General features: G+C 62.0%; 21 protein-coding genes. 14 read left to right on the top strand and 7 right to left on the bottom strand.

Features of this window, described 5'->3' with window-relative positions; translation table 11 throughout:
- The 3 genes from VJR29_14985 to VJR29_14975 form a co-directional block, all read left to right on the top strand.
- On the top strand, positions 1-588 hold a 588-nt coding region (locus VJR29_14985), incomplete at its 5' end, for a glycoside hydrolase family 3 N-terminal domain-containing protein (GenBank protein ID HKY64709.1).
- A gap of 124 nt (positions 589-712) precedes the next feature.
- A complete protein-coding gene (locus VJR29_14980; GenBank protein ID HKY64708.1) occupies positions 713-2,233 on the top strand; it encodes a hypothetical protein in 1,521 nt (506 codons plus the stop codon).
- A gap of 24 nt (positions 2,234-2,257) precedes the next feature.
- A complete protein-coding gene (locus tag VJR29_14975; protein HKY64707.1) occupies positions 2,258-3,964 on the top strand; it encodes a hypothetical protein in 1,707 nt (568 codons plus the stop codon).
- Here the strand turns inward: VJR29_14975 and VJR29_14970 are convergent.
- Positions 3,961-4,212, bottom strand: a complete 252-nt coding sequence (locus VJR29_14970; protein HKY64706.1) for a glutaredoxin — start codon at positions 4,210-4,212, stop codon at positions 3,961-3,963. The genes VJR29_14975 and VJR29_14970 overlap by 4 nt on opposite strands.
- 203 nt (positions 4,213-4,415) lie before the next feature.
- On the opposite strand from VJR29_14970, the gene rmuC reads away from it, so the two are divergent.
- Entirely contained in the window at positions 4,416-5,573 is a 1,158-nt protein-coding gene (gene rmuC, locus VJR29_14965; protein HKY64705.1) for a DNA recombination protein RmuC, read from the top strand.
- Positions 5,574-5,586: 13 nt separating this feature from the next.
- Positions 5,587-6,402, top strand: coding sequence for a pyruvate, water dikinase regulatory protein (locus tag VJR29_14960; GenBank protein ID HKY64704.1), 816 nt, complete (start codon positions 5,587-5,589; stop codon positions 6,400-6,402).
- A gap of 9 nt (positions 6,403-6,411) precedes the next feature.
- Here VJR29_14960 and VJR29_14955 read toward each other — a convergent pair whose 3' ends face one another.
- The 4 genes from VJR29_14955 to VJR29_14940 form a co-directional block, all read right to left on the bottom strand.
- Positions 6,412-6,837 (bottom strand): endonuclease domain-containing protein, encoded by a 426-nt coding sequence (locus VJR29_14955; protein ID HKY64703.1) that lies wholly within the window; start codon positions 6,835-6,837, stop codon positions 6,412-6,414.
- Positions 6,838-6,965: 128 nt separating this feature from the next.
- Complete coding sequence (locus VJR29_14950) at positions 6,966-7,832, bottom strand: hypothetical protein (GenBank protein ID HKY64702.1); 867 nt, start codon at positions 7,830-7,832, stop codon at positions 6,966-6,968.
- Between the two features lie 52 nt (positions 7,833-7,884).
- Complete coding sequence (locus VJR29_14945) at positions 7,885-8,412, bottom strand: nicotinate-nucleotide adenylyltransferase (GenBank protein HKY64701.1); 528 nt, start codon at positions 8,410-8,412, stop codon at positions 7,885-7,887.
- On the bottom strand, positions 8,409-11,033 hold the full coding sequence (locus VJR29_14940) for a 1-acyl-sn-glycerol-3-phosphate acyltransferase (GenBank protein HKY64700.1): 2,625 nt from the start codon (positions 11,031-11,033) through the stop codon (positions 8,409-8,411). Before VJR29_14940 ends, VJR29_14945 begins: the two co-directional genes overlap by 4 nt.
- Before the next feature lie 418 nt (positions 11,034-11,451).
- Here VJR29_14940 and VJR29_14935 point away from each other — a divergent pair, with 418 nt between their 5' ends.
- The 6 genes from VJR29_14935 (at position 11,452) to VJR29_14910 (ending at position 18,056) form a co-directional block, all read left to right on the top strand.
- On the top strand, positions 11,452-12,096 hold the full coding sequence (locus VJR29_14935) for a hypothetical protein (protein HKY64699.1): 645 nt from the start codon (positions 11,452-11,454) through the stop codon (positions 12,094-12,096).
- On the top strand, positions 12,096-13,514 hold the full coding sequence (locus tag VJR29_14930) for a hypothetical protein (protein ID HKY64698.1): 1,419 nt from the start codon (positions 12,096-12,098) through the stop codon (positions 13,512-13,514). Before VJR29_14935 ends, VJR29_14930 begins: the two co-directional genes overlap by 1 nt.
- A gap of 217 nt (positions 13,515-13,731) precedes the next feature.
- A complete protein-coding gene (locus VJR29_14925; protein HKY64697.1) occupies positions 13,732-15,102 on the top strand; it encodes a hypothetical protein in 1,371 nt (456 codons plus the stop codon).
- A 192-nt stretch (positions 15,103-15,294) separates the two neighbouring features.
- On the top strand, positions 15,295-16,641 hold the full coding sequence (locus VJR29_14920) for a hypothetical protein (GenBank protein HKY64696.1): 1,347 nt from the start codon (positions 15,295-15,297) through the stop codon (positions 16,639-16,641).
- Between the two features lie 12 nt (positions 16,642-16,653).
- Entirely contained in the window at positions 16,654-17,508 is an 855-nt protein-coding gene (locus tag VJR29_14915; protein HKY64695.1) for a hypothetical protein, read from the top strand.
- A gap of 92 nt (positions 17,509-17,600) precedes the next feature.
- The gene (locus tag VJR29_14910; GenBank protein HKY64694.1) at positions 17,601-18,056 is read left to right on the top strand and encodes a hypothetical protein; all 456 of its coding nucleotides are present in this window, start codon (positions 17,601-17,603) and stop codon (positions 18,054-18,056) included.
- Positions 18,057-18,141: 85 nt separating this feature from the next.
- Here VJR29_14910 and VJR29_14905 read toward each other — a convergent pair whose 3' ends face one another.
- Entirely contained in the window at positions 18,142-18,642 is a 501-nt protein-coding gene (locus tag VJR29_14905) for a redoxin domain-containing protein (GenBank protein ID HKY64693.1), read from the bottom strand.
- Positions 18,643-18,822: 180 nt separating this feature from the next.
- Here VJR29_14905 and VJR29_14900 point away from each other — a divergent pair, with 180 nt between their 5' ends.
- Positions 18,823-21,132, top strand: coding sequence for a 6-phosphofructokinase (locus VJR29_14900; GenBank protein HKY64692.1), 2,310 nt, complete (start codon positions 18,823-18,825; stop codon positions 21,130-21,132).
- Positions 21,133-21,277: 145 nt separating this feature from the next.
- Here the strand turns inward: VJR29_14900 and VJR29_14895 are convergent, their stop codons facing one another.
- Complete coding sequence (locus VJR29_14895) at positions 21,278-21,907, bottom strand: MBL fold metallo-hydrolase (protein ID HKY64691.1); 630 nt, start codon at positions 21,905-21,907, stop codon at positions 21,278-21,280.
- Between the two features lie 64 nt (positions 21,908-21,971).
- Here VJR29_14895 and VJR29_14890 point away from each other — a divergent pair, with 64 nt between their 5' ends.
- Positions 21,972-22,769 (top strand): enoyl-CoA hydratase-related protein, encoded by a 798-nt coding sequence (locus tag VJR29_14890; protein ID HKY64690.1) that lies wholly within the window; start codon positions 21,972-21,974, stop codon positions 22,767-22,769.
- Positions 22,770-23,279 (top strand): hypothetical protein, encoded by a 510-nt coding sequence (locus tag VJR29_14885; protein HKY64689.1) that lies wholly within the window; start codon positions 22,770-22,772, stop codon positions 23,277-23,279.
- Positions 23,280-23,375 lie beyond the last annotated feature (96 nt).

Raw genomic sequence — 23,375 nt, 5'->3', positions numbered from 1 at the left:
GGGCTCGAAGCCGAGGGAGTCCGAGGTTGCGGCAAACATTTTCCCGGCCATGGCGACACTCGGGAGGATTCTCATCTCACCTTGCCGGTGATCGACAAGCCCGAAAAGGAGATGGTGCTTTGCGAATGGGTTCCCTTCGTCAAGGCGATCCGGTCCGGGATTCCGCTCTTGATGACCGCCCATGTCCTCTTCCCGGCCCTGGACAAGGACTGGCCGGCCACCCTCTCGGAGAAGATCCTCCAAGGCCTCTTGCGCCAGCGGATGGGCTATCAGGGACTGATCGTCTCCGACGATTTTTTCATGAAGGGGATCGCCGCCCAATGGGGCATGGAAGAAGCAGTCGAGCGCTTTCTCCGAGTCGGCGGGGATTTGGTCCTGCTCTGCCATCAAGAGGCCGTCCAAAGACGCGTTGCGGCGCATTTGGTCCATCTCGCCGAAAAGGACTCGGATTTTCGCGTTTTGCTCGAGGAAAAGGCCCAAAAGGTCGCGAAATTTAGAAAGAATTTACGACGGGGAATCGAGGATTCGGGGCTGGTGCTGCCGGCCGAGGCCCACCTGGCGGCGGCTCGCCGCTTCCTGCCGGCCTAAAGCTAAATGGCCGCAAAAATCAGAGGTTTCGCAACATTGACGATGGCGGGGGGCGATAATAAACTGGAGCCAGCGCCGGCGGCGATCGACTTGTCTCGCCTGGCGCCATAAGGAGCGAATTTCAATGGGAGTTGGAAGTGTACCAGGCGGTGGATCCGGGCCGGTCGATACCGGCGGTGAGGCCCCCCAAGGGCCGCCTCCAGGCGGCGAAGGCGGGGACACCGGGCCACAAAGTACCGGCGGGGCCGGTGAAGGCGGCACCTCCGGAGTCGGGGGAGAAGAGGTCCTCTTTGAATCCGACTTTGGCTACGGCACCGAACCGCCTCCCGACAGTCCCGAAACCACCGACGCCGACGACATGGCTTCGCGGCAGCTTTGCAACACCATTGCCTTGCGCTGCACCGAGGATTTAGCCGCCCGCAACCAAGTCATTGGCAGTCACGACGATGCGACTCGGGCCGATGCCAACACTCGGGCCGACGCTGCGCTCCAGCAAGAGGGTGATACCTATCGCGCCGACGCCCGGTCCGAGACCCGCAGCGGCGATCTCGGCGAGGCTTTCCGCACCGGCGACCGCCGGGCCATCGACAGCTTTTTCAAGAACATCATGGGAGGCAACCGGGAAGGATCGAGCCATACTCGGACCGCCTCCGGCAATCAGCCCGGAACCGTGCCGAACCCCAATCCCGGCGGAACGATGACTCCGACGCGGGGCCGAACCGAAGGCGGCCCCGGCACTGCCGGGAACAATCCTCCGACCAATCCGCCAATCTTCCCCGGCGCGACCGGGCGGCTCGCCACTTTGACCCAGCCGCGAATGGACGCTTTAGCCGGGCGCATCGCCAATATGCCCAATGGGGAACAAAAAACTCAGGCCCAGCAGCTTGAGACCCGCTTGCGCGCCGCCATCGCCAGCGGCAACCAAGAGGAAGCTTCCCAGATCATGGACCAGCTCGCGGCGATGGGAATCGAGGTTGGCGGCGAGGAGGGCACCGACGAGGCCGACGAGATCCGCGAAGAAGGCGAAATCGCCGAGGGCGAAGGCGAGGGCGAGGGCGAAGGCATCGGCACTGGCCGGCGCGGCGAGGGCGGCGAAGGCGGAACCCCACGTTTGGCCCGAACTCGCTTCGGCACCGAGACTCTTAGCGCTGGCATGATGGTTTTTCACGGCGGCGACGGGCCCAATGGCGAGGGTGGCGATCATTTGACCCGCATGGGCACCGGCTTGCGGACCGTGCTCTCGGGCCGCGGCACCGAGGCGGCGGCCCGGCTCTCGACCGACGATGCCGTCCGCGGCGTCCTTTACGAAGGCGGCGGTGGCGATGGGGATTCGGCCAGCGGTGGCGGGTCGCGCGATTCCAGCGTGGAATTCGGCTCGATGGTCGACACCGATGGAGCTCTGGCCCGCGGCGGCATGCGCTTGGATACGGCCGCTGCCGGCATCGGCGGTGCCTACGGCATTCGCACTTCCGACGGACGATTCATCCCGCAGTGGATGGCGATGAGCGAGCACGGCGGCTTGCCGCCGGGAGTGAGGTCGGCGATTTCCCGCGATGCCGCCCTGCGAACGAGATTCGGCGCCGAGGCGGTTTCCGGCGCCAGCGCCGGTCGAACCGGCGACCTTTGGGCCGGAATGCGTTGTTAAGGATTTTTAACGAAGGAGCCAGGCATGTCCTACGACTTAGGTTACGATTTGGGTTATGAGAGCGAAGGCGAAAAGGTTCGGGTCCAAGAAACCTTGCACGCCATGCCTTCCTCTTCGGTCACTTATGCGATGAGCCCGCCAGGCGGGCTTCGCCCCGGAAGCCCCGAATGGATGCGCTTCTTCATGGACCTGGGGCGGACGCCTCCTCCTCCGGGACCGGGCGCCGGCGGCGACACCGGGTCCGTGGGTGGAAGCACGCCAGTGCCCAACCCGCCTCCGCCGGTCGGCACCGGCGATCCTTCGGCTTCAGCCGGCTTGGGTGCGATGGGGGCCAATCCGGCGAACCCCGGCAGCCTGCCCTCGGCGGCGCCGGAAGGAACTCCGGATGTCGCCTTGTCTTCGGTTCGGGACGGCCACAATAGCGCCGAGTGGCAGAGCGCCACGGCGGATGTCGCCTCCTACTACGGCATTCCCACTTCCGAAGCCGAGGCGATGGCGCATCAGTACGGCTCGGTGGCGGAATTCCGAGCCGCGGCCGCGATTCCGACCGAAGGCCGCGTCAATCACGCCGATTTGCCGGCGACCGGCACCGGTCGAACCGAACGGATCGCGGCTAGGGACGCCTTGCGGGGCCGGGTGGCGGACCGGATGGTCGAGCGCGAGGGAGAGCGGATTTACGGCATGTTCCACCCCGGCGAGATCACCCGCGATGACGCCAATGCCATGGCGGCGCAGATGTTCCGCCGCAACGGCGTGGATCCGGACCGGCGCCCGCCGGCCGATGACATGATTTCCCGAATGGAAATTGCCTCGACCCGAACCTCGGCCACCGAGCCGAGCCCCATGGATCGCGAAATGACCGCCTTGCGTGGGACCAGCATTCAGCCGCCGAATACCAGCGATCTCAGGAGCGGCTTGCATCGGGACGATGCCGGCGTCCGCTCGCTAATGGAGGCAACGACGAATCACTACAGCTCGGCGGCCACCCTGGCTTTGGCTCCGGGGTTCGGCAGCGTGACTCCTCCGCCGACGCCTCCGGGGTATTATGCGAATAACCCCGCCGGCCGGGCCCACCGAACCGCCGATGCCTCGCTTTATTTGGTCCATCGCGGAATCGAGCGGAACCCGGGAGCCCTGCGCGGCATCGCTCGGACGCCGCCCAGCGAGCTGCAGCCTTCGATCAACACCTTCGCCTCCAGCTTGGGAACTACCGGGCCGGGCCGCACTCCGACCGAGACCCGCCGCGGCTTGGAAACCCGGCTGGCTTCCGATCCCTCGCGGACTCCGGATACGACTGGCTGGCCGGCCACCGAACGGCGGGCCTATGAAAGGTCCATCTCCGAGATGCGGACCCGGGCAGGAATCGATGCCGAAGCGGCGACCGTCGCCCATGGCCGGACGGTTTCGCTTCGACAAATGGACCACGAGCTCGGCATGGAGCGGGAGAGGGTCGGTCGCGAAGAGGGATTCCGTTATGATCTAGCCCGGTCGGCGGCCAACCATGAGCTCCAGATGCGGCAGCAGCACGACCAGCAGCTGAATCAGCTATTCCAAAACATGACCAACCACGGCATGCAGATCATGCAGTCCCAGATTCAGCACATCAACAACCTGACGACCGATCAGCTGCGCCAGATCAACCAGACCACCACGGCCTTGATCCAGGCCGGCTCGCCGCGGCCTTTCGATATCGTCGCTCAGATGTTGGGTGGCGGCGGGGGTCGCCGTTAAGCCTTGAGGCGCTTCGCCAGCTCGCCGCTGGCGTCGATGGCGGCCAGCTCTTGGTAGCCGCCGATCAGCTCTTCGCCCAAGAAGACCTGGGGAACCGTCCGCCAGCCGGTGCGCTGCTTCAGCTCGGCCCGAGCCGAGTCCTCGCTCACGTCGATTTCCTCGAAGGCAATGTTCCGTTGCTTGAGCAGACGCTTGGCGGCATCGCAGAAGGGGCAATAGGCGGTGGTGTAGACTCGGACTTTGGCCATGGCTCGACGCTAAAGCAGGGATCCACGCAAAATCAAGTTCTCTTCCCCCCTCCTTTGTAAGGAGGGGGTAGGGGGAGGTAGAGAGCTGGCGTCATGCAAAATATTTTGCATGACGCCAGCTTTTTCTACCCCTCCCTGACCCTCCCCTTACAAAGGGGAGGGAAAATCTTGAACTCCCCTCCATCCTCCATTAGTACCAGCTTATGACCTGGGCCCTTCTCGCCATCGCCTCGCTCGCCTGCCTGCTGCTGGGCTTTCTGGTGTTCAAGCAGCGCGAAATGCAGCGCAAGCTTGAAAAGCCCGGCCTCGACACCGGCCTTTTGCTGCTGCACCAGCAGGTGGTGAGCCTCCAAGAGCAGATGGGCCAGCACTTGGACGGAAGCGCCCAAGTCCTTCAGACCCAGCTCGGCCAGCTCAACCAGCAGCTCAACGAACGCCTCGCCGACTCCAGCCAAGTCTTGCAGAAGAGCCAGGAGAGCGTGAACCAGCGCCTGGACAACGCGGCTCGGGTGGTCGCCGAGGTCCAGGGCAAGCTCGGCAAGCTCGAGGAGGCCAATCAAAGGCTCTTCGAGGTCGGCAAGGATATCCGGTCGCTGCAGGAGATTCTCAAAGCGCCCAAGCTCCGCGGCTCGCTGGGGGAATATTTTCTCTCCGACTTGCTCGGCCAGATCCTGCCCCGCGAGCATTATGCCCTCCAGCATGCCTTCAAGAACGGCGAGAAGGTCGACGCCGCGATCCGGCTCGGCGACAAATGGGTGCCGGTCGACGCCAAGTTCCCGCTCGAGAACTTCCAGCGTTTCCTGGCCGCCGAGAACGAGGCCGACAAGAAGGCCTTCAAGAAAGTCTTCGTCTCCGACGTCAAGAAGCACATCGACGCCATCGCCCAAAAGTACATCCGGCCCGACGAGAACACTTTTGACTTTGCTTTGATGTACGTTCCGGCGGAGAATGTTTATTACGAGATCATCGTCAAGGACGACCTGACCGAAGGCGACCATCTGCTGGCCAATGCCGCGATGGCCCGGCGGGTGATCCCGGTGTCGCCGAACACGCTCTATGTCTACCTCCACACCATCGTGTTGGGGCTGAAGGGTCTGAGCATCGAAAAGGCGGCCCAGGACATCTTGAACGGCTTGGCCCGGCTCGACGTCGACTTGGAAAAGATCTCCGACTGTTTCCGGAAAGTAGGGGTTCATCTCAACAATGCCCGCGGCGCCTACGAGGACGCCGAGGTGCGGCTCGCCAAGTTCGGCGACAAGATGGAGCGGCTCCACGGTCAGTCCGGCGGGCCCGAAACCCCGCTGCCGACCGACCCGGAACAGGACAAGGTTCGGCTATTGCCGACCGGCAACCAGGGCTAGAAGTGAGAATCAAATGGCTCAAGCGGCACCGACTTACCACATCTTCGCGGTCTCCGACGCCACCGGCGAAATGGCGATGAACATCTCCTTCGCCGCTCTGCGCCAGTTCAAGATCGAGAACGTCAACATCGTCCGCAAGGCCAAGGTCACCGACCATCCCAAGATGGTCCAGGTGATCGGCGAGGCCAAGAAGAAGCACGCGATCATCCTGTTCACCTTCGTCGGCCTGCATCTGCGGGAGCAGTTCCTGGAGGAGTGCTCCAAGCAGCAGGTGGTCGCGGTCGACATCATGGGGCCGGTGATGGACGTCTTCACGACTTATCTCCATTCCCATCCCAGCGACGAGCCGGGCCTGAAATACAAGCTCACCAACGAGTATTTCCGCCGCCAGGAGGCGATCGAGTTCACCGTCAAGCACGATGACGGCATGGGCCTCGACACCATCGGTCAGGCCGACATCGTCCTGATCGGGATCTCCAGGACCTCCAAGACCCCGCTGAGCGTTTACCTCGCCTTCCGCGGCCACAAGGTGGCCAATATCCCGCTGGTCCGGGAAGTGCCGATTCCCGAGGAGTTGGAGCACGTCGACAAGAGCAAAATGGTGGGGCTGACGATCAACGCCGAGAAATTGGTCCAGCTCCGGGAGAGCCGCCTGATCAAGCTCGGGCGGCCGCTCTCCGAGGAATACGCCAGCTTCGACCGCATCAACGAGGAGCTCGACTGGGCCCGCCGGGTCTTCGACCAGCTCGGCGGCATCCCCAACATCGACGTCACGGCCAAGGCGATCGAGGAGATCGCGACCGAAGTATTGCTAGCCCTAGGCAAATAGCACCGGCGGTCACCCCCTCCTTTGTAAGGCAGGGGGAGGTAGAGCCCCGGCTTGGATCGCCAGGTCTAGCAACACCCCTTCCAAATTTTTCAGAACGTCGAAATTGCAATAGCGACAAATTTTCACATTTAGCTTTCGCAAATAAGCTTCTCGTTCCTGATCGTTTTTCACCTTGTCCGGCTTGGCATGAACGTCGCCGTCGATCTCGACGACGAGATTCTTCTCCGCACAGTAAAAATCCACGATATATGGCCCGATTCCATGTTGGCGGCGGAATTTGAGATTGAAGAAACGTTTGGCCTTTAACCGGCGCCAGAGAATTTGCTCGGCTGAGGTCATCCATTGGCGGAGTTTTTGGCGGAGTTTTTGGCGGAGAGGGCGGAAAGCTTTCTTGCCTTGGAGCTTCGTCATGGAGTTTTTTAGCGCAAACTCCATGCTCAACTCCCTCCCCTTTGTAAGGGGAGGGCCGGGGAGGGGTAGAGCGCTGGCATTATGCAAAACTTTTGCAGAACGCCAGCGCTCTACCTCCCCCTGACCCCCTCCTTACAAAGGAGGGGGGACTCCTACAGCACCGCCCGCAGCGGCTTGCCGTCGGCGCTGACCTCGACCCGGTCGCCGAAGCTGAGCGGCACCGAGATCTTGTTGCCGTCGATGAAGAGGGCGCCTTGGCGCATCTTGGTGTAGATCTGCAGGCTCTTGCCCTTGGGCAGGATGCCTTGGCGGATCTTGAAGGTCCGGCCCGGCTCGGGGAAAAGCTCGCGGACCGCGTATTGCAGCGCCGCCTTCTCCAAAGGCATCGGCTGGCCGCCGGCCGAGCGGATGGCGGCGGTCGAGCCGGTGGGGGCGGCGATCCAGACGCCCGAGCTTTTCTGCTCCTCGCGCCGCTTGCCGGCGACGATCATGTAGCGGGCGGTCCCGGCCGAGCTTTGATTGGCGAAGAGGACTTCGTTCAGCACCGGATAGGGCAGGACCTTGCCTTCGATCTTCACCTTGAGCCGCGGGATTTTCTTGGGCTTCCTTTTTCCCGAGATCAGGTCGATCAAGATCGAGAGGAAGTTCTCGATCCGGGCCCGGCAAAGGGCGCCGGTGCTGTCGATCGGCGCCGAGTTCACGCCGAGCAGGACCTGGTCGCCGAGGTAGTGGCTCAAGTCGAGGAAAGTCCCATCGCCGCCGACGGTCACGACCAAGTCGTAATTTCCGACTTTCTTCAGATTTCCCCGAAACAGGACCTCGGTTTTGACGCCGAGGAGCTCGAGGGTTCGGCGAACTCCCTCCAGCGTCTCCTGGTGCATGGCATAGACGTCCTTCCACTTGAGAGTCGTCGGATGCTTCCGCTTGAGCAGCCGGATGTAATGCGGGTCCTGCTGCTCCAGCACGTGGAGCTGATAGAGCGGCTTGTTGTAGACGATCAGGGCGGTGTCGAGGCGCATCGGCCTAGGATTTAGCAGCGCCGGGCCGCCAGGCAATCCTTTTTTTCAGGGGCTATCGGTAGAGGCGATGCTCTTGAATATACCGTTCGACCGATGGTGGCAGCATGCCGGCCAGAGGCAATCCCTTTTTGGCCCGGGCCCGGATTTCACTGGCGGAGATCGGAAGGAAGGGCGAGGCCGGGTCCGGCGGCCGAGGCAGGAAGACGAAGCCGAGCAGTTGCTGCAGCTCGGCGCTTTCCTTCCAGCGGGGGAGCTCCGCCCGCAAGTCGGAGCCGCCGACGAAGCGAAATTCCCGGCCGGGATGCTCGGCCTGAAGCTTCCGGGCCAGGTCGATGGTGAAGCCGCTCAAGCCCCGCTCATCGTCGCGGACTTGGATGGCCGATCCCAAATCGGCGAAGGCCAAGCGGCACATCGCGAGGCGGTCTTCGAAGGAGCTGGAGCTCGGCTTGAGGGGGTTTTGCGGCGAGGGCAGCACCCAGACTTCGTCGAAGTCGCCGGAATCCAGCAGGTGACGGGCGACTTGGACATGGGCCGAATGGGGCGGGTCGAAGGATCCGCCGAGCAGCGCGACCCGGCTCATGCGCCGGTCTTTCCGCTCTCGCTTTTGGGGAGCAAAGGGACGACGTTGGAGAGGTCGGCGACTTCGGTTTTCGGCGGCCGGGGCGGCTTGCCCAAGAGTTGGCTCAGCAGCTCCAAAGTCGCGGGCAGCGAATCGGCGTCGGCGCCCCGCGAGTAAATCTTGCGCCCGCTCACGCCCATCTCGGCCTGGTGATTTCGCAGGATTCCCATCTCGAGGCAGCGGGCCACGGCGTGCTGGACCGAGAAGCGCGACAAGCTTTCCTGGAATTCAAGGCTGCCCCGCATTCGGTAGGTTTCGCCGATCTCCAAGACCTGCTGGACCAATTTGCGCTCCTCCAACTTATCGACCGCGATTTGATCCAAGACGTCGAAGGTCAGCCAATAGGACTCGAGGACCGGAAGCAGGATCTGCCAGAGCCCTTCGGGCGGAGCCGGCAGCAGGGGGGTCGGATCGGCCGGGAGGAAGAATTCCTTGCCCAGCAGGCGGCGCAGCTCGTCGTAACGGCCGGGCGCCTTCAATTGGGCGATCTGCTGGAGGGCCGGCCCGGCGTAGGCGTGGATGCCCTGGTTCTTGAAGAAATCGAGGTGGTCCCGGGTTTCCTCGCGGACCGTGAGGAAGCGGCCCTGGGTGTCCTGGTGCTCCCGGACCAAGCCTTCGGCGATGAAAGCCCCCAAGGTTTCTTCCATCGCGGCTTTCGCCGAACGGCGGAGTCGCTCCGAAAGCCGCACGCCGCGCTTTTCGGCGAAGTCGAGCAGCGAGCCGGCCCGCTCCAGGACCGCCGCCGCGGTGGTCGATTTGCCGTGAGGCAGGAGCAGGGCGGTGGCCACCGGCGCCGAGGGCATCAAGGTGCTGACCTCGTTGATCGCGATCGAGATCTTCTCGGCCAAATCTTGGACCGTCGTTTTGACCTCGGCCGTTTCCGGCGCCGCGCCTTCGGCCGGATGGCCGACTTGGGCGGCCAAGGAGATCGGTTCGGCGAATTGGAGGTAAACCTTGCCGTGACGCCGGCGGAGGAATTTCGGCAGACGGAAGAGGTCGCTGAATTTCTCGTTGGATTTCTTCCCGCCCTTCCGCTCCTTCAAATAGGAGGCTTGCTCGAGGACCCGCTCGTAGCCCAGGGCCACCGGCACGAAGTAGACGTCGTTGACCCCGCCTTCGAGGAAGCTCTCGACCATCATCTGAAGCAGGCCGGTCCGCGGCGGAAAGAGCTTGCCGGAGCGGGATCGGGTGCCCTCGATGAAGAACTCTTGGAAGTAGCCCTCGCGCATCAGCTCCTTGACGTAGCTCTTGAGGGCCAGCGGATAGAGCGAGTCGCCGGGCAGGCTGCGGCGGATGAAGTAGCCGCCGGAGCGGCGGAAGACCCCGCCCAAGGGCCAGAAGTTGAGGTTGATGCCGGCGCAGACGTGGGGAAGGCTCAAGTCGTTGCGGTAGAAGATGTAGCTGAGCAGCAGGTAGTCGACGTGGCTCTTGTGACAGGGCACCAGGACCAGCGGCGAGTCCTTGGCCACCTTCTTGATCTTGGCCAGCCCGGCTTGGTCGACTTCGAGGCCGTCGTAGAGGCTGTTGAAGAGCCAGCTCAAGAAGAAGTCCCAGAGCTCGATGACGGTGAAATTGATGTCGCTGGCGATCTCCTTGAGGTAGCCCAGCACTTTCCGCTCGGCCTTCTCGAAGGACAAGTGGTCCTGGGTGGCGGCGTGCTGCAGCCGGTCGCGGAACCGCGAATCCTGCATGATCCGGTCGAGGAAACGCCGCCGGCTTTGCAGCTTGGGCCCGGTGACTTGGCGGCTCCCCATCTCGAAGACCCTTTGGATCTCGATCGAGATTCCCTCGGCCACCGCTTCGTTGTTCTCGGAGCCGTAGCGTTTGGCCAGCTTTCGCAGGTCCAGCGGCTCGCCGACCTTGGCCACCGCCCGCTTTTGGTAGTTGCGGAGGAAAAGGATCATCTTTCGGAGGTAGCCCGGGTTCTCCTTGGCACCGAAGAGGATGTCGGGCAGCGATTTTTTGGCCCGACCCGGATGCTTGTCGTAGATGAAATGAAGCGGGATGAGCTGGAGGGGCTTGTCGAAGCGGCTCTGCACCTCCATCAACTCCTGGAACATCTCGCGCTGGGCTTCATGCTCGGCTTCGATCCAGCGAGTGCCCTTCGGTAGGTTGAGGCAGTAGAGGATCGGCCGCTTTTCGCCCAAGGCTTGGACCGGATCGAACAACGAGCGGTTGTAGGGCCATTCGCCGCTGCTGAAAAAGCGGTCGAGCTTTTGGAAGGTGATGGCCTGGATCTGGTGCCGGGGCATCCAGTGGCCCATCTTCACCATATTGTTGTGCGAAACCAGCGGCAGGCCGCGGCTTAAGAAAAGATGGTTGAAATAGTTGTATTCGACTTGCCCCCAATTGCGCATGAGAAAGACCAGCGGGCCTCGCTGGCCGGCCTGAGCGATGTTTTGCAGCTCGGTTTCGTCGAAGCTGATGGTGTCGAAGCCCCGGCTGAAAAATAGCCGGTGGAAGGAGTTGAATTTGGCCAGCATCCGGGAGGTGTCCAGGTTGCGTTCGGGGTCGAGACGCTTTTCAAAGCTTTCGGGCCATTTTTTCTTGGCCCATAGGTAAGGGCGGCGGAACAGCTTCAAAATCCAAAGGAAAAATCGAAAGATTTTTGACGAAGAATCGCGCACTTCCCCGAATCTAGCCAAAGAAAGCATCGAAGAAAAGCACGGATCTTAACCCCCTTTGAAAAAGGGGAATCGAGGAAAGCCCGGATTACCCCCCTTTGAAAAAGGGGGGTAGGGGGGATTTAAAGCGCGGGCTTGCTTAAAAATTTTGCTTCAGAGGCTTTACGCCCGCTCTAAATCCCCCCTAACCCCCCCTTTTTCAAAGGGGGGAGGGAATTTCCGCAGGCCGACGCAACAGCCGGTCCCGTATCTATCGATAATTTTTGTAATTATAGGTCGGTTTTGCGGTTGCCCGCCAAAGACCGATCGGTTTAAAATTAGTCGGTTTCGCAAAGCACTCCCTTTTTCAATCTCGCCCTTTCAAGGAGGCATCGCAATGAAATTAAGTCATTTATTTGGTGGCCTAATGGTGGCGGCCTGTCTGGTGGTCGGCATTGCCGGCGCCAATGCCACCACCCGGCTCCCGGCCCATGGTCTGGACGAAGTCGTTTGGAAGTCCGGAGCTCCCAGCCTCATTATCCAAGGAACCTGCACCTCGGCGACGCCGACCACGGTGAGCTTCCCCAACGATCCCAACCGGACCTTGCCGGCGATCGAATACGTCTTCAAAGATGCTCTGGTCCTGAAGGGCAACTCCCAATACCAGGCCAGCAACACACCCCAAGAAGTCCGGTTCAAAATGTTCGCCGGCCAAATGAGCGATTTCCCGCGGCCGGTTCCGGGGCAAAGCTACACCTTGATTCTCTACGGGAACTCGGTGCTTGGCTTGACCAGCGTCGCCTTCGGCAACCAGGGCTTCTTCCCGGAAACCGAAGTGAACGGCGAGACGGTGGTTGACAGCAAGGGCTTGGTCTTCGCCAATAAAAATGTGCAGCAAAAATTCTTGAACCGCAATCCGGCCAATTCCAAATTTCTCCGCCAGGGCACGACCTCGACCGGCGAGTTAGGGTCCTCGGAGGCTCAGGTCACTCCCGCGGTACTCCGGGACGCGATCCAAACGATTCTGACGGGGGATAAATAATGAAAACGGCAAAATACTTCGCGCAAGCTTGTACCGCGGTTGCAGCCTTGTCTTTGGCGATTCCTTCGGCCTTGGCCGGAGGCGCCTTCTCCACCACTCCGGCCGGCACCCCGGTGCTTTGGGACATTCCGGTCGTTTGGCGCGCCGAGACCGGCCCGATCAAGGGCTTCACCAATGACGCCGATGATGGCGGCGGCGGTGGCGGCGGCGGGGGAGGCGGCGGGGGCTGCCAAATCTCCAAAAGCCTCGACATCAACAACACCCAGGCCCTGGACATCGTCCGGGCGGCCTTCAATGCCTGGGACAATGTTGCCAACGTCAGCATCGACATCCAGGAGGGCCCTTCGCTTGGCGTCGACGTCAACTTCGACAACGTCGAGAACTACTGGGTCGGCAGTTTCTTCGGCGGCACTCAGGGTTCCAACGTGAGCGCCGATGGCTGCTACGATTCCGACCCCAACACCGAATGCCTCAACTCGGTCATCTTCGACAGCACCAGCGCCCCGCAGCGCAGCATCACCGACGCGATCCAAGGCGCTTGCGCCCGCTTCAGCATATTGGCTTTCGCGGCGATCCTTCCGCAGACGGCCAACGATGCCCAAGGCACCATCACCAACGCTGCTTTGCGAAGCTCGCAGATGGTCATCTCGGGGGCTTGCGTTCAACCGGTGATGGCGCCGGATCCGAGCTGCGATTTCGGGGATACCGCCGACAATGAAGGCGCTTGTCCGGCCGGTGGCATCAGCCTGGAAGAGCTCCAGGGAACCGTGACCCACGAAGTGGGGCACTATCTGGGTCTCGACCACACCCTGACCAACAAGCGCAACTATATCGCCTGCCAGACCGGCAACGGCGAATGCGATCTGGAGAACATCCCGACCATGATCGGGCTTTTCACTCCGGGCGCAAACCTTCACACCTTGCACTATGACGACCAGACCACTTTCGCCCGCTATTATCCGGGCGGTGGCAGTACCTGCACGATCAAGGGCAATGTCACCCACACGACTTCGGGATTCGGTGGGCGCTGCCTGGAGGTCGTGGCCCGGCTCAATAACAGCGAGAGCACCGCGGCTTCCTTCGTCGCCGGCGCCGAGGTGGCCCGGGTGACCCAGGGCATCCCGGGCGCGTCCGGCACCAGCGGCAAGAATCAATCCAACTGCACCGCCGGCGGCGACGCCTGCGGGGCTTATGAAATCCGCGGCTTGCAGCCGGGTTCCTACAACCTCGGTGTGCAGAACTTCTCGGATAGCGGCGCGGGCAGCGGCTTGCCCAGCTTCATCCTCGAGCCCTGCACTCCGGCCCTGACCTCGGCCAACTTCCGCTTCAACGACTTCGGAGCGATCGATAGCCCCGGTCAGGTCACGGTCAATTGCATGGCCGGCGGAACGGTGACCCAAAACCTCGTTGGTAATTAATTTAAGGTTGTCATCCTGAGCGAAGCGAAGGATCTCATACCACCTTGGTGGGTATGAGATCCTTCGTCGCTTTCGCTCCTCAGGATGACGGTTTTTCTCAAGGGCCTTCTTGTCCGGTAGACAGAAGGCCCCTTTTCTTTTATGGGGGATTCTGGGCAAGATCCCGGGTTGGGGCCTGGCATCTTGTGTTTTTGCAACCGCCGAAGAGGAACCTTTCATGAAAAATCTAGTCCGAACACTGGCCAGCCTTTTTGCGCTCGCTCCGCTTGCTTCGGCCTTCGCCGGCGGTTCCATCAAGACCGACATCAACGGGATTCCCCTGCACTGGGAAGGCAATATCGTTTTCAATGCCGACAAGGGCGGCCTGAAGAACAACAACGACGCTTATAACCACGCCAATACCGTCCAAATTATCAACGAGGCCTTTGGCGCTTGGATCGGCGTCTTGGCGCCGGTCGGCGGCGGCATCTCCTTCAGCGAGGGCGAGGGCATTCCCGTCGACGCCGACGACGTCGATGGCGGCAATTACTTTCAATTCTTCGGGATCGGCAAGGACGACTGCTACGACGACGATCCGGAGACGTCCTGCGTCAGCCCGATCATCTTCGACGCCGACGGCGAGATCATCGACGACCTCTTCGGGAGCTGCGCCAAGTTCTCGATCCTCGGTTTCGCCGGCTTCGACGACATCGAGGACGGCAGCGGCGATCCGGTCAAGGCCATCGTGCGACGGGGCCAGGCCCTATTCAGCGGCGCCTGCCTCGAGCCGGCCGAGGCCAAGGCCGGCTGCGGCTCTTGCAAGCGGCTGCTCAGCGATCAAGAGGCCCGCACCATCATCACCCATGAGATCGGCCACCTCCTGGGCATGGACCACAGCCAGGTCAACCCCGAGTCCTTTCTCTCCTGCATCCGGAGCGGCGGCTGCGGCAGCGACGTGGCCCAAGATATCCCGACGATGTTCCCGATTCTGGTGGAGGGCTCGGCCATGCTCGACCTTCACCAAGACGACATCGCCTATTTCCAGCGCCTCTACGGCAATCCCAACCAAGGTTTTTGCTCGGTGACCGGCCAGGTCTTGGCCAGCGACGGCCAAACCGGCGTCCGTGGAGTCGAGGTGGTGGCCCGCAACATCGACACCTCGCTGCGCTCGATCGACGCCATGTCCTTCGTTTCCGGCGCCGAGGCTCCGCGTCTCACCAACATCAGCAAGCGCCAAGGCAACTGCAAGAGCGGCTGCGGCGACTTCGAGTTGACCGGACTCAACCCTGGCCAAACTTATCAAATTTGCGTCCAACACATCCTCAGCCAATTCAGCCGGGGCTCCAGCATCGAGCCGCTGGATCCGCCGTTTCAGGGCATCGATGACGCCTGTCCCGAGGGCCTGACCGTGACCTGCAGCTGCCCCGGCGGCGGCTCTTGTCCGAACATCAGCGGCGTCAATATTCTCACCGAGGTCGATCCCGGCAGCCTCGACGACGGTTCCGACCAGGACCCTCAGATCGTCGATCCGGACGGCGGTTCCGGCGGTTGCAGCCTGACGCCGCAGCGCCCCACGAAAGTCTGGCCGGCCTTGATTCGGTCATCCTGAGCGAAGCGAAGGATGACGGGCCCCCGCTCCCGGATGACGGCCCCCGCTTAGGATGACTTCAATTTCCACGCAATTAATCTCGCCTCCCTCCGATATGTAGCTGTTCCTTCTATCAGCAGGTTTCCCCTGATGCCTGGATTGCCGAGGGCCTCTTCCGGCCCTGGCGCGCCATTCCTTCAAGGGTTAGGTAGGATGAGAAAGTTACTGTTATTACTAGCGATAGGTGTATTCGCCTGGCCGGCCTCGGGTTGGGCCGGCGGCGCTCATCAGACCACGATGGAGGGCCTGCCCTATCGTTGGGAAAAACCCCTGGTTTACAACCTCGATCGCGGCGATTTGAAGGCCGGCGATCCCGATTTCAGCCGCGAGCGGATGGCTCAGGTCGTCGCCGAATCCTTCGCCGCCTGGACCGAGGCCTTGAGCGGCGGGTCCTTGAGCATCAGCGAGGGCGATTCCTTGCCCCTCAGCGCCGATGGACTCGGCGATGACGTGAACATTAGCAATTATTCGACTTATCTCGGTTCCCCCAAGCCGGTGAATCCCATCATCCTCGATGCCAACGGTGAAATCCTGGATGCGGTTTTTGGCCGCTGCGCCAAGACCAACACCTTGGCCTTCGCCGGGTTGGAGCGGGTCGAGCCGTCCACCGCTTCGATCGAGAAGGGCAGGGCGGTGTTCAGCGGGGCCTGCATCCCGGATGCCTCCGGCAACACCGACGCCGGCGATGGTTGCGGCGCTTGCGCCCTGACCTTGGACGAAACCCGGGTCCGGCGGATGGTGGTCCATGAAATCGGCCATCTCCTGGGCATGGACCACAGCCAGGTCAATCCCGAAAGTTATGTTTCGTGCCGAGCCACCGGTTCCTGCTCGGTTTCGATCGAGGAAGACATCCCGACGATGTTCCCGATGTTGGTTGAAGGCGCCAAGATGGAAACTCTCCACGTTGACGACGCCGCTTACTTCAATCGGCTCTATGGAGACCCGGAGCGGACGAGCTGCGGCGTCGAGGGGCGGATCCTGGCCGCCGACGGCCAGACCGAGCTGCGCGGCGTCGAGGTGGTCTTGCGCAGCGTCGACTCCCGGTTCGAGCGGGAGGAGGCCTTAGCTTTCATTTCCGGCGCCGAGGCACCGCGGCTGCGGGCCAATGACAAATCGGCCGACAATTGCGCCGGCGATTGCGGTGGCTTCCGGATCACCGGTCTCGAGGCCGGCCAGAGCTATCAAGTTTGCGTTCAGAACATCCTGAGTCAATTCCAAGGCGGCTCGGGCTTGGAGCCGGTCGATCCGCCCCTGCCTCAAGTCAAGGTCGAGTGCTTCGAGGATTTGACCTTCAGCTGCGAATGCGACGGAGTGTCCTGCGCCCAGTTCTCCGGCATCGACGTGGTGACCCAGCCCTTCGATGGAACCAGTCCCTCGGCCTCGGGCAACCTGAGCGAAAGCGCCGGCGCGGCCGGCGGTTGCAGCCTAGTCCCGGCGCGGGCCAGCGGCCTTTGGGTTCGCCTGAAAAACCTGCTTGTTTTTGCGGGTCGCATTCAGTAATCCGACCCCCGCATGTATAACGTCTCCTTCATTCTGGTGATGTTTCTCTACCAGTTTTCGGTGGGTTGCATGATCCTCCTGGCGCTGATGCCGCTCAAGGAGGTCGACATCCAGTTTTACCGCCTAGCCTCGGGCATGAGCGCGCTTTTCACCGCCATCGGGCTTTTCCTTAATTTTTACTATCCCTTCGAGCTGCCCCAAAATTTCGGCGTGGTTCGGGCCCAGCAGGGGCTTTGGCCTCAGATCACCGTCGGACTCTACATCGCTTTTTTCGCCGTCTCTTTCTTCCTTTATATCCGGATGAGGCGGAAGATGGCCGGCGGCGCCAAGCTCCTGGTGAGGGCCAGCGCGATCCTGGGCGGCGTTGCGCTGATCGCCGAGGGTTTTCTCTACCGGACCCAGGATCTCTACGGTGGGCTCAAGAACTTCATTCTGCCGCTGCATTTCCTCACCGCCGCGATGTTCCTTGGCGTCTTCGTCCTGGCCATGATCTTCGGCCATTGGTACCTGGTGAAGTCGATGCCCAAGCGGCTCCTGGCCCGGATGGCCGAGATGCTGATCTTCGTCTTGGTGGCCAGGATCCTGGTGGTGCTGGCGACTTTCTGGCTCTATTCCAAGGAGGTTTCGGGCGGCGGCGCCTCGATCGATCAATTGATGGATCTCTGGAAGGGCCACGGCCTCTTTTTCTGGCAGCGGATGCTGGCCGGCTTGGGGATTCCGGCGGTGCTTTCCTATATGATTTGGAAGACCGCCAAGCTCGGCGCCAACCAGTCGGCCACCGGGCTGCTCTATGTCGGCGTGGTCTTCGTCATCATCGGCGAGATGATTTCCAAATATATCTTTTTGCTATCCAGTATTCCCATATGAAAGTCATCCTGAGCGCCAGCGAAGGATCTGCGACTACCTTGGGCAGTCTTAGATCCTTCGACCCCTTCGGGTCCTCAGGATGACGCTTATACATGCAGCTCCGATTCCATTGCCCCCACTGCGACCTGCCGATGCTGATCTCCCGCTGGGAGAGCCTGGAGAATTTCGCCTGCCCCCAATGCCGCAAGCCCATCCCGACCTACGTCGATGCCAAGGCCAAGGACGAGCTCGAGATCGACCATTGCTTGATCTGCGACTGCAAGCAGCTCTTCGTCCAGAAAAGCTTCAATCGAAACTTGGGCTTGGGAATCGTGCTGCTGGGGGTGATCCTGAGCTTTTGGACCTACGGGATCAGCCTATTGGTGGTGGCGGCGATCGACCTCTTGCTCTATTGGCTTTTGCCGCCCATGATGGTTTGCTACCGCTGCGACGCCGAGTTCCGGGGCTTCAAGAAGAACCCGCGCTTCAAGCTCTACAACCACCTCAAGGCGGCTCACGTGAAGAAGCAGGCGACTTACCCGGGAGCCGAAGAAGCCGGGGAGCATTAGATTTCCCTCGACAGGCAAAAGATTTTGCATCCCGCCAGCCCTCTACCTCCCCCTGACCCCCTCCTTAAAAAGGAGGGGGGAAGAGCTAGTGGCCGCCGGGGGCTGCGGCCTCGACCTTGGGCGCCTTCGCGATCGTTTCCTTCAAGTCCTTGAGCAGCTCCTCGCTGGTTCGGCGGAAGATCGGCAGCGACTCGACGTGCTTGTAGAGAATGGTGCCGTCCTGATTGAGCAGAAAGAGGGCTCGCTTCGGGAAGCCGGCGATGCTCATCACCTTGTAGGCCTTGGTCACCCGGCCGTCGTAGTCATTCAAGAGAGGGAAAGTGAAGCTGTATTTCTCGGCAAACTTTAAGTTGGCATGGCTCTCGATGCTGGCGATGCTGATCCCATAAATTTGGACGCCGAGCTGGTGGAATTGGGCGTCGTGATCCCGGTAGTCGCAAAGCTGGGCCGTACAGACCGGGGTGTCGTTGCCGGGATAGAAGACCAGCAGGGCCTTGCCCTTGGCCAGGATTTTCTTCAGCTCGAGGCGCTGTTGGTTCTGGTCGAGCAGGTTAAAATCGGGGGCTTTGTCTCCAACTTCGGGCATAAATTCCTCTTCGGTTAATGGACCTTGCCGCCCCCTCATATAGTCTTCAGCCGGGCCAGTCAAACGATGTTCTAAAAAGCGCCTTTCGACGCGGCGCATCGGCGGTATTCCGTTGACAAAGCCCCGTCCGGCTTGGTGATAAGGCCTTATCTAGTTTTAGGTTAAGAGTTCGGGGGATACATGGCAGCTTCCTTGTTGTCGCTCAATGCGCCACCTTCCACTTTGCCAGCCGCTCCAGTCGCGGAATGGCGGTCCCTTCTCAAAGAAAACGATCCGGAGCTAAGAGCCGAGGGCTTTCTCCATCTGGCCGGCCGCTTGGAAAGGCGAGGCGAACCGGCCGCGACCGAGGCCGCGGTCGGCCTTTATCATTCCCTAGCCGCGAGTCCCGATTTGTCGGCCGCAGCGGCGCGGCGGGCGGCCGAGCGCCTCGAAGTCCTTGCCGGCGGCGGCTCCTTCGGAGCCCGATCCGAGCGGGGTCTCGGAATGTTTTTTCAACAAGCCAGCGACCCCGCGCTGCTCTTGGGAATGGGCGTGGCTTCCGGGGTTTTCCAGGCCGTCCGTTTCGGTGTTCTGGCGCGCTTGGCGGCATCGCCCTCGGCCGGTCATTTTACCCGCGGGCCGGGCGCCCGGCTCTTGGCCGGCGGAATCGGCTTGGCGGTGGAAGCGCCGGCCTTCACGGCGGCGACTCGCGCCGGCCATGCCGCGCTGGGACGCCCGCTCGATTGGAGCTCGGGTGCGCTGGGCCGGGAGCTCGCCTCGGGTTACCTGATGCTGGGCGTCCTCAAAGCCGCCGGCGGCGCGGTGTCTTCGTTGGCGCCGCGGGTCGCGACGCCGAACCAGGCCTTCCTTCACCGGATCTATTCGCAAAGCGCCATGCTCGGCGGCCTGATGCTGGTGCATCGGGCCGAGGAGAGTTTAGGGTGGCGGCCGGCGAGCGGCTTCAACGGCAATCTGGCCGATTCGCTGGCCACGCTGGCCCAGCTCGCGGTCGCGGGCCGGGTCAGCCGGTCATTGCTCGGCGAAGGCTATGCCCGGGCCCTGCGCGAAACCGAGCTGCGGGTGGGTCCCTTGGCCCAGACGAGCCGGCCGCTTTTCTTAAGTCCGGCCTTGGCGCCGGCCGGCGCGGCCCTGCCGGGACCGGGGCTTCCGGCCCGGCCAAGCGCCGAGTCGGAGCTGCGCTCGAACCTGGTTTTCGCGGTCAACGGCAAGGGCAACGGCAATGGCAATGGCGAAAGCCTCATCGGCCGGCGTCTCAACCAGCTGATCGAGCCGGAGCTCGGCAAAGCCGCCGACAGCTTCCAGCCGCCGCAGGGCAGAATCCGCAAGAACGTGGGCAGCATCGGAATCCTGACCAGCGGCGGCGACGGCCCGGCCGAGAACGCGGCCATCTCAGCCCTGGTCCACGGCGCCATTCAAGCCCATGGTTGGAGGGTCTTCGGCATCGTCGATGGTTATCGCGGCTTGCTCGAGCCCCAAGGCCGCATCCGGGAGCTGAAAATCAGCGACGTCCAGGGCCATTCGGCCATCGCCGGTGCGCTTCGCCTCCTCTACGGCGAGAACGTGCCGGTGCCGCTGGAAAATATTTATGGCGGCGAGAGCGACATCTCGATGCTCGGTGGCACCATTCTCCGCAGCAGCCGGACCAACCCGGTCCACGGCGATCCCGACGCTTCTCAAGTCCAGCAGACGATGCGGCAACACGGCATCGATGCCTTGGTCGTGCTCGGTGGCAACGGCTCGATGCGGGCGGCGGCCGAGCTGCACCGGGCTAAGGTGCCGGTCGTGGGAATTCCCCAGAGCATCGACGGCGACGTCTGGGGCAGCGAACACTCGCTCGGCTTTCCCTCGGCGGTCGCCAAGGGCGTCAGCCTGGTGCACAACTATCTTACAACCGCCCACGCCTCCCGGCGTTGGTTCTTGGTCGAGGTGATGGGCCAACGCTACGGGCTCCTCACCTTGGCCATCGCCGACCGTTCGCGAATCGCCGACGCCGCCTTCACCGAGGTGCCGCGGCCCTTCGACGATTTGCGGCGGATCATCGAAAGCCGCCGGCCCGAGCGCCTTCACGGCGTGATCTTGATCTCGGAGGGGGTGAAGTTCCGCGGCCACGGGCCGAGTCTCATCGAGCCGCCGCGCGGGGCCGACGGCCATGGCCGGCTGATCAACGAGCCGGGCGACGTCGCCCATTGGGTCCGACGGGTGCTGGCCGATCGGCAAATCGAAACCCAGACCCGGTCCGAAAGCCTGGGCTATCTTTTGCGGGGAGCCGACACCAGCTATGCCGACAAGGTTTTAGCGGATCATTTGTCCTTGGGTGCCCTGCGCTTGGTTGCGAGCGGTCGCTTCGGCCACATGGCCGGGACCGCCTTCATCGAGGGCGGCTCGGCCCTGAAGCTCCATTCGGTGCCCTTGATCGAGGTCGCTCGCAACGAGAAGGACACGCCTCACGACTACTACGACCACGTTCGGCAGCACCTGGAAGGCCACTAATCCTTCGACTCTCCCCCCTTTGAAAAAGGGGGGCAGGGGGGATTTAAGAAACGCCGCAAACCACCCCAGCATCGCGTTCCAAGTCGCCGCTTTAAATCCCCCTTGATCCCCCTTTTTCAAAGGGGGAAAAATCCTGGATCATGGATCAGCGGCGCGGCCGCATTCGCAGCGTCAAAAAATCCTTCAGCGAGGCCGCGGCCGTCTTGAGATAGGGGTTGGAGGCCTTTTCTTCGCCCAACGTCGATTGGGGCACGGCGGCGTAGTTGTGGCCCGGCAGCAGGATCGTGTTGTCGTTCATCTGCATCAACTTTTGGGTCAGGCTGTAGTACATCTGCTCGGGATCGCCGCCCGGCAAATCGCAGCGCCCGCAGCCTTGGATAAAGAGGGTGTCGCCGCTGACCAAGTGGTTTCGCACGTGGAAGCATTGGCTGCCCGGGGTGTGACCGGGAGTGTGGAGCGTTTTGACCCTCACCTTGCCGACCGCGATCTCCTGACCGTGGTCGGTTTTCACCAAAGCGCTGGCCGGCAGGTCGACGAACTCGGCGTCGGCCTTGTGAACGTAGATTGGCACCTCCTTGGCTTCGAGCAGCTCTTCCAAGCCGTTGGTGTGGTCGTGGTGATGGTGGCTGACCAGGGCGCCGACGATCTCCATGCCGTCGGACTGGGCTTGGCGCCGGATGCTGTCAACTTGCCAGGCCGGATCGACGACCAGGGCCTGGCGGCTTTCGGGGTCGCCGATCAGGTAGACGAAATTCTCCATCGGGCCCACTTCCATTTGTCTTAAATAAAGTCCTTCCGACACTTTTCCTCCGATGCTAACCTTAAGGTAACTCAATTTTATGAAAACCAAAACCTTTAAGACCCTCCTGCTCGAAGTCGACCGCCAATTCGCGGTCCTCAAGTTCAACCGGCCCGAATTCCACAATGGATTCACCGAGGAAATGGGGCTGGAGCTGCTCGACGCGCTGCATGAGCTGGCTTCGCCGGCGGTTCGCTCGGTGGTGTTGAGCGGGGCGGGCAACGATTTTTCGATCGGTTTCGACCCTCTGCTGATGCGGGAGCACGCCGAGACGGCTCCGCTGCTTTTCCGCAAGGTCACCGGCTACCTTCATCAAATCATCGCCGAGCTGCGGCGCCTGCCCAAGCCGGTCATCGCCGCGGTCAACGGGCCGGCGGCCGGCACCGGCTTCAGCTTCGCCCTGGCCTGCGATTTCATCTTGGCCGCCGAGGGCGTGGTTTTTTCGAGCTCCACGATCAACATGGGGCTGACTCCGGACGGCGGCTTGACTTATTTTCTGACCCGGCTGGTCGGGCCCCAAAAGTGCGCCGAGCTGGTGATGACCGGCAAGTCGATCGGGGCGCGCAAGGCTCTGGAGCTGGGCGTGATCAGCGGAGTGGTGCCGGCCGACAAGCTGATGGAGGAAGCCAAGAGCCTGGCCCTCTATTTCGCGACCGGACCGACGCTGGCCCTGGGCCGGGCCAAGCGGCTCATCGACACCGCGCTCAGCCATTCGCTGGAGGAGCAATTGGAAGAGGAACGGCAGTCGATCGTCGAGACGGCGGACAGCGCTGATTTTCGCGAAGGCTTGAGCGCCTTCGTGGGCAAGAAGAACAAGCCCAATTTCACGGGACGTTAAATGAGCGGCAGCGCCAAAATCATTCCGATCCGGGCCCATGGCGCCCGGGCTTTGAAGGCCAAGGCCGGCGAGGCCTCTCACGATCCTTGGATTCACACCCTCGATCTCTTGATGGAAGACTTCGGCAAGAAGCACCGCAAGGAGCTTTGCGTGCTCTGCGAGCCGATGCAGATCTTGGGCCTCCACCGCGACGCCGTGATGGTGGATTTGGCCGAGTCCTTGTTCCTGGCTTTCTTTCCTTCTTTCGAGTCCTACGTCATTGAGGTTCGGGAGGGCCTGCTGCAAGGCTTGCTCGACCGCCGCGACAAGGGAAACTACGGCTCTTGGCAGGCCAAGCTCAAAGATCTCTTGGTCCGCCAAGTTGCGGCCGATCTCCGCGACTTCATCGGCGACATCGAGAAGCACCTCCGCAAATTCGCCTCGGTCGAGCTGGAGGAAGAGCGCCGCGAGGCGATCTTCCGCGAGGCCTTTTCCCGCCTTGAAAAAGAATGGCTTTGGAAGAGTACTTGAGCCTTCCTGGGAGTTTGTAGTGTCGCCGGCTTTTGCCTTTCTGCCCGGTCGGGGTCTGGGTGGGGATCCCTCTCTCAAAATTCTGCCCGGTCGGGC

The sequence above is a fragment of the bacterium genome (assembly GCA_035281585.1).
GTDB lineage: Bacteria > UBA10199 > UBA10199 > DSSB01 > DSSB01 > DATEDP01.
The sequence above is the reverse complement of the archived record's forward strand: the minus strand, read 5'-3'. Positions and strand labels throughout refer to the sequence as shown.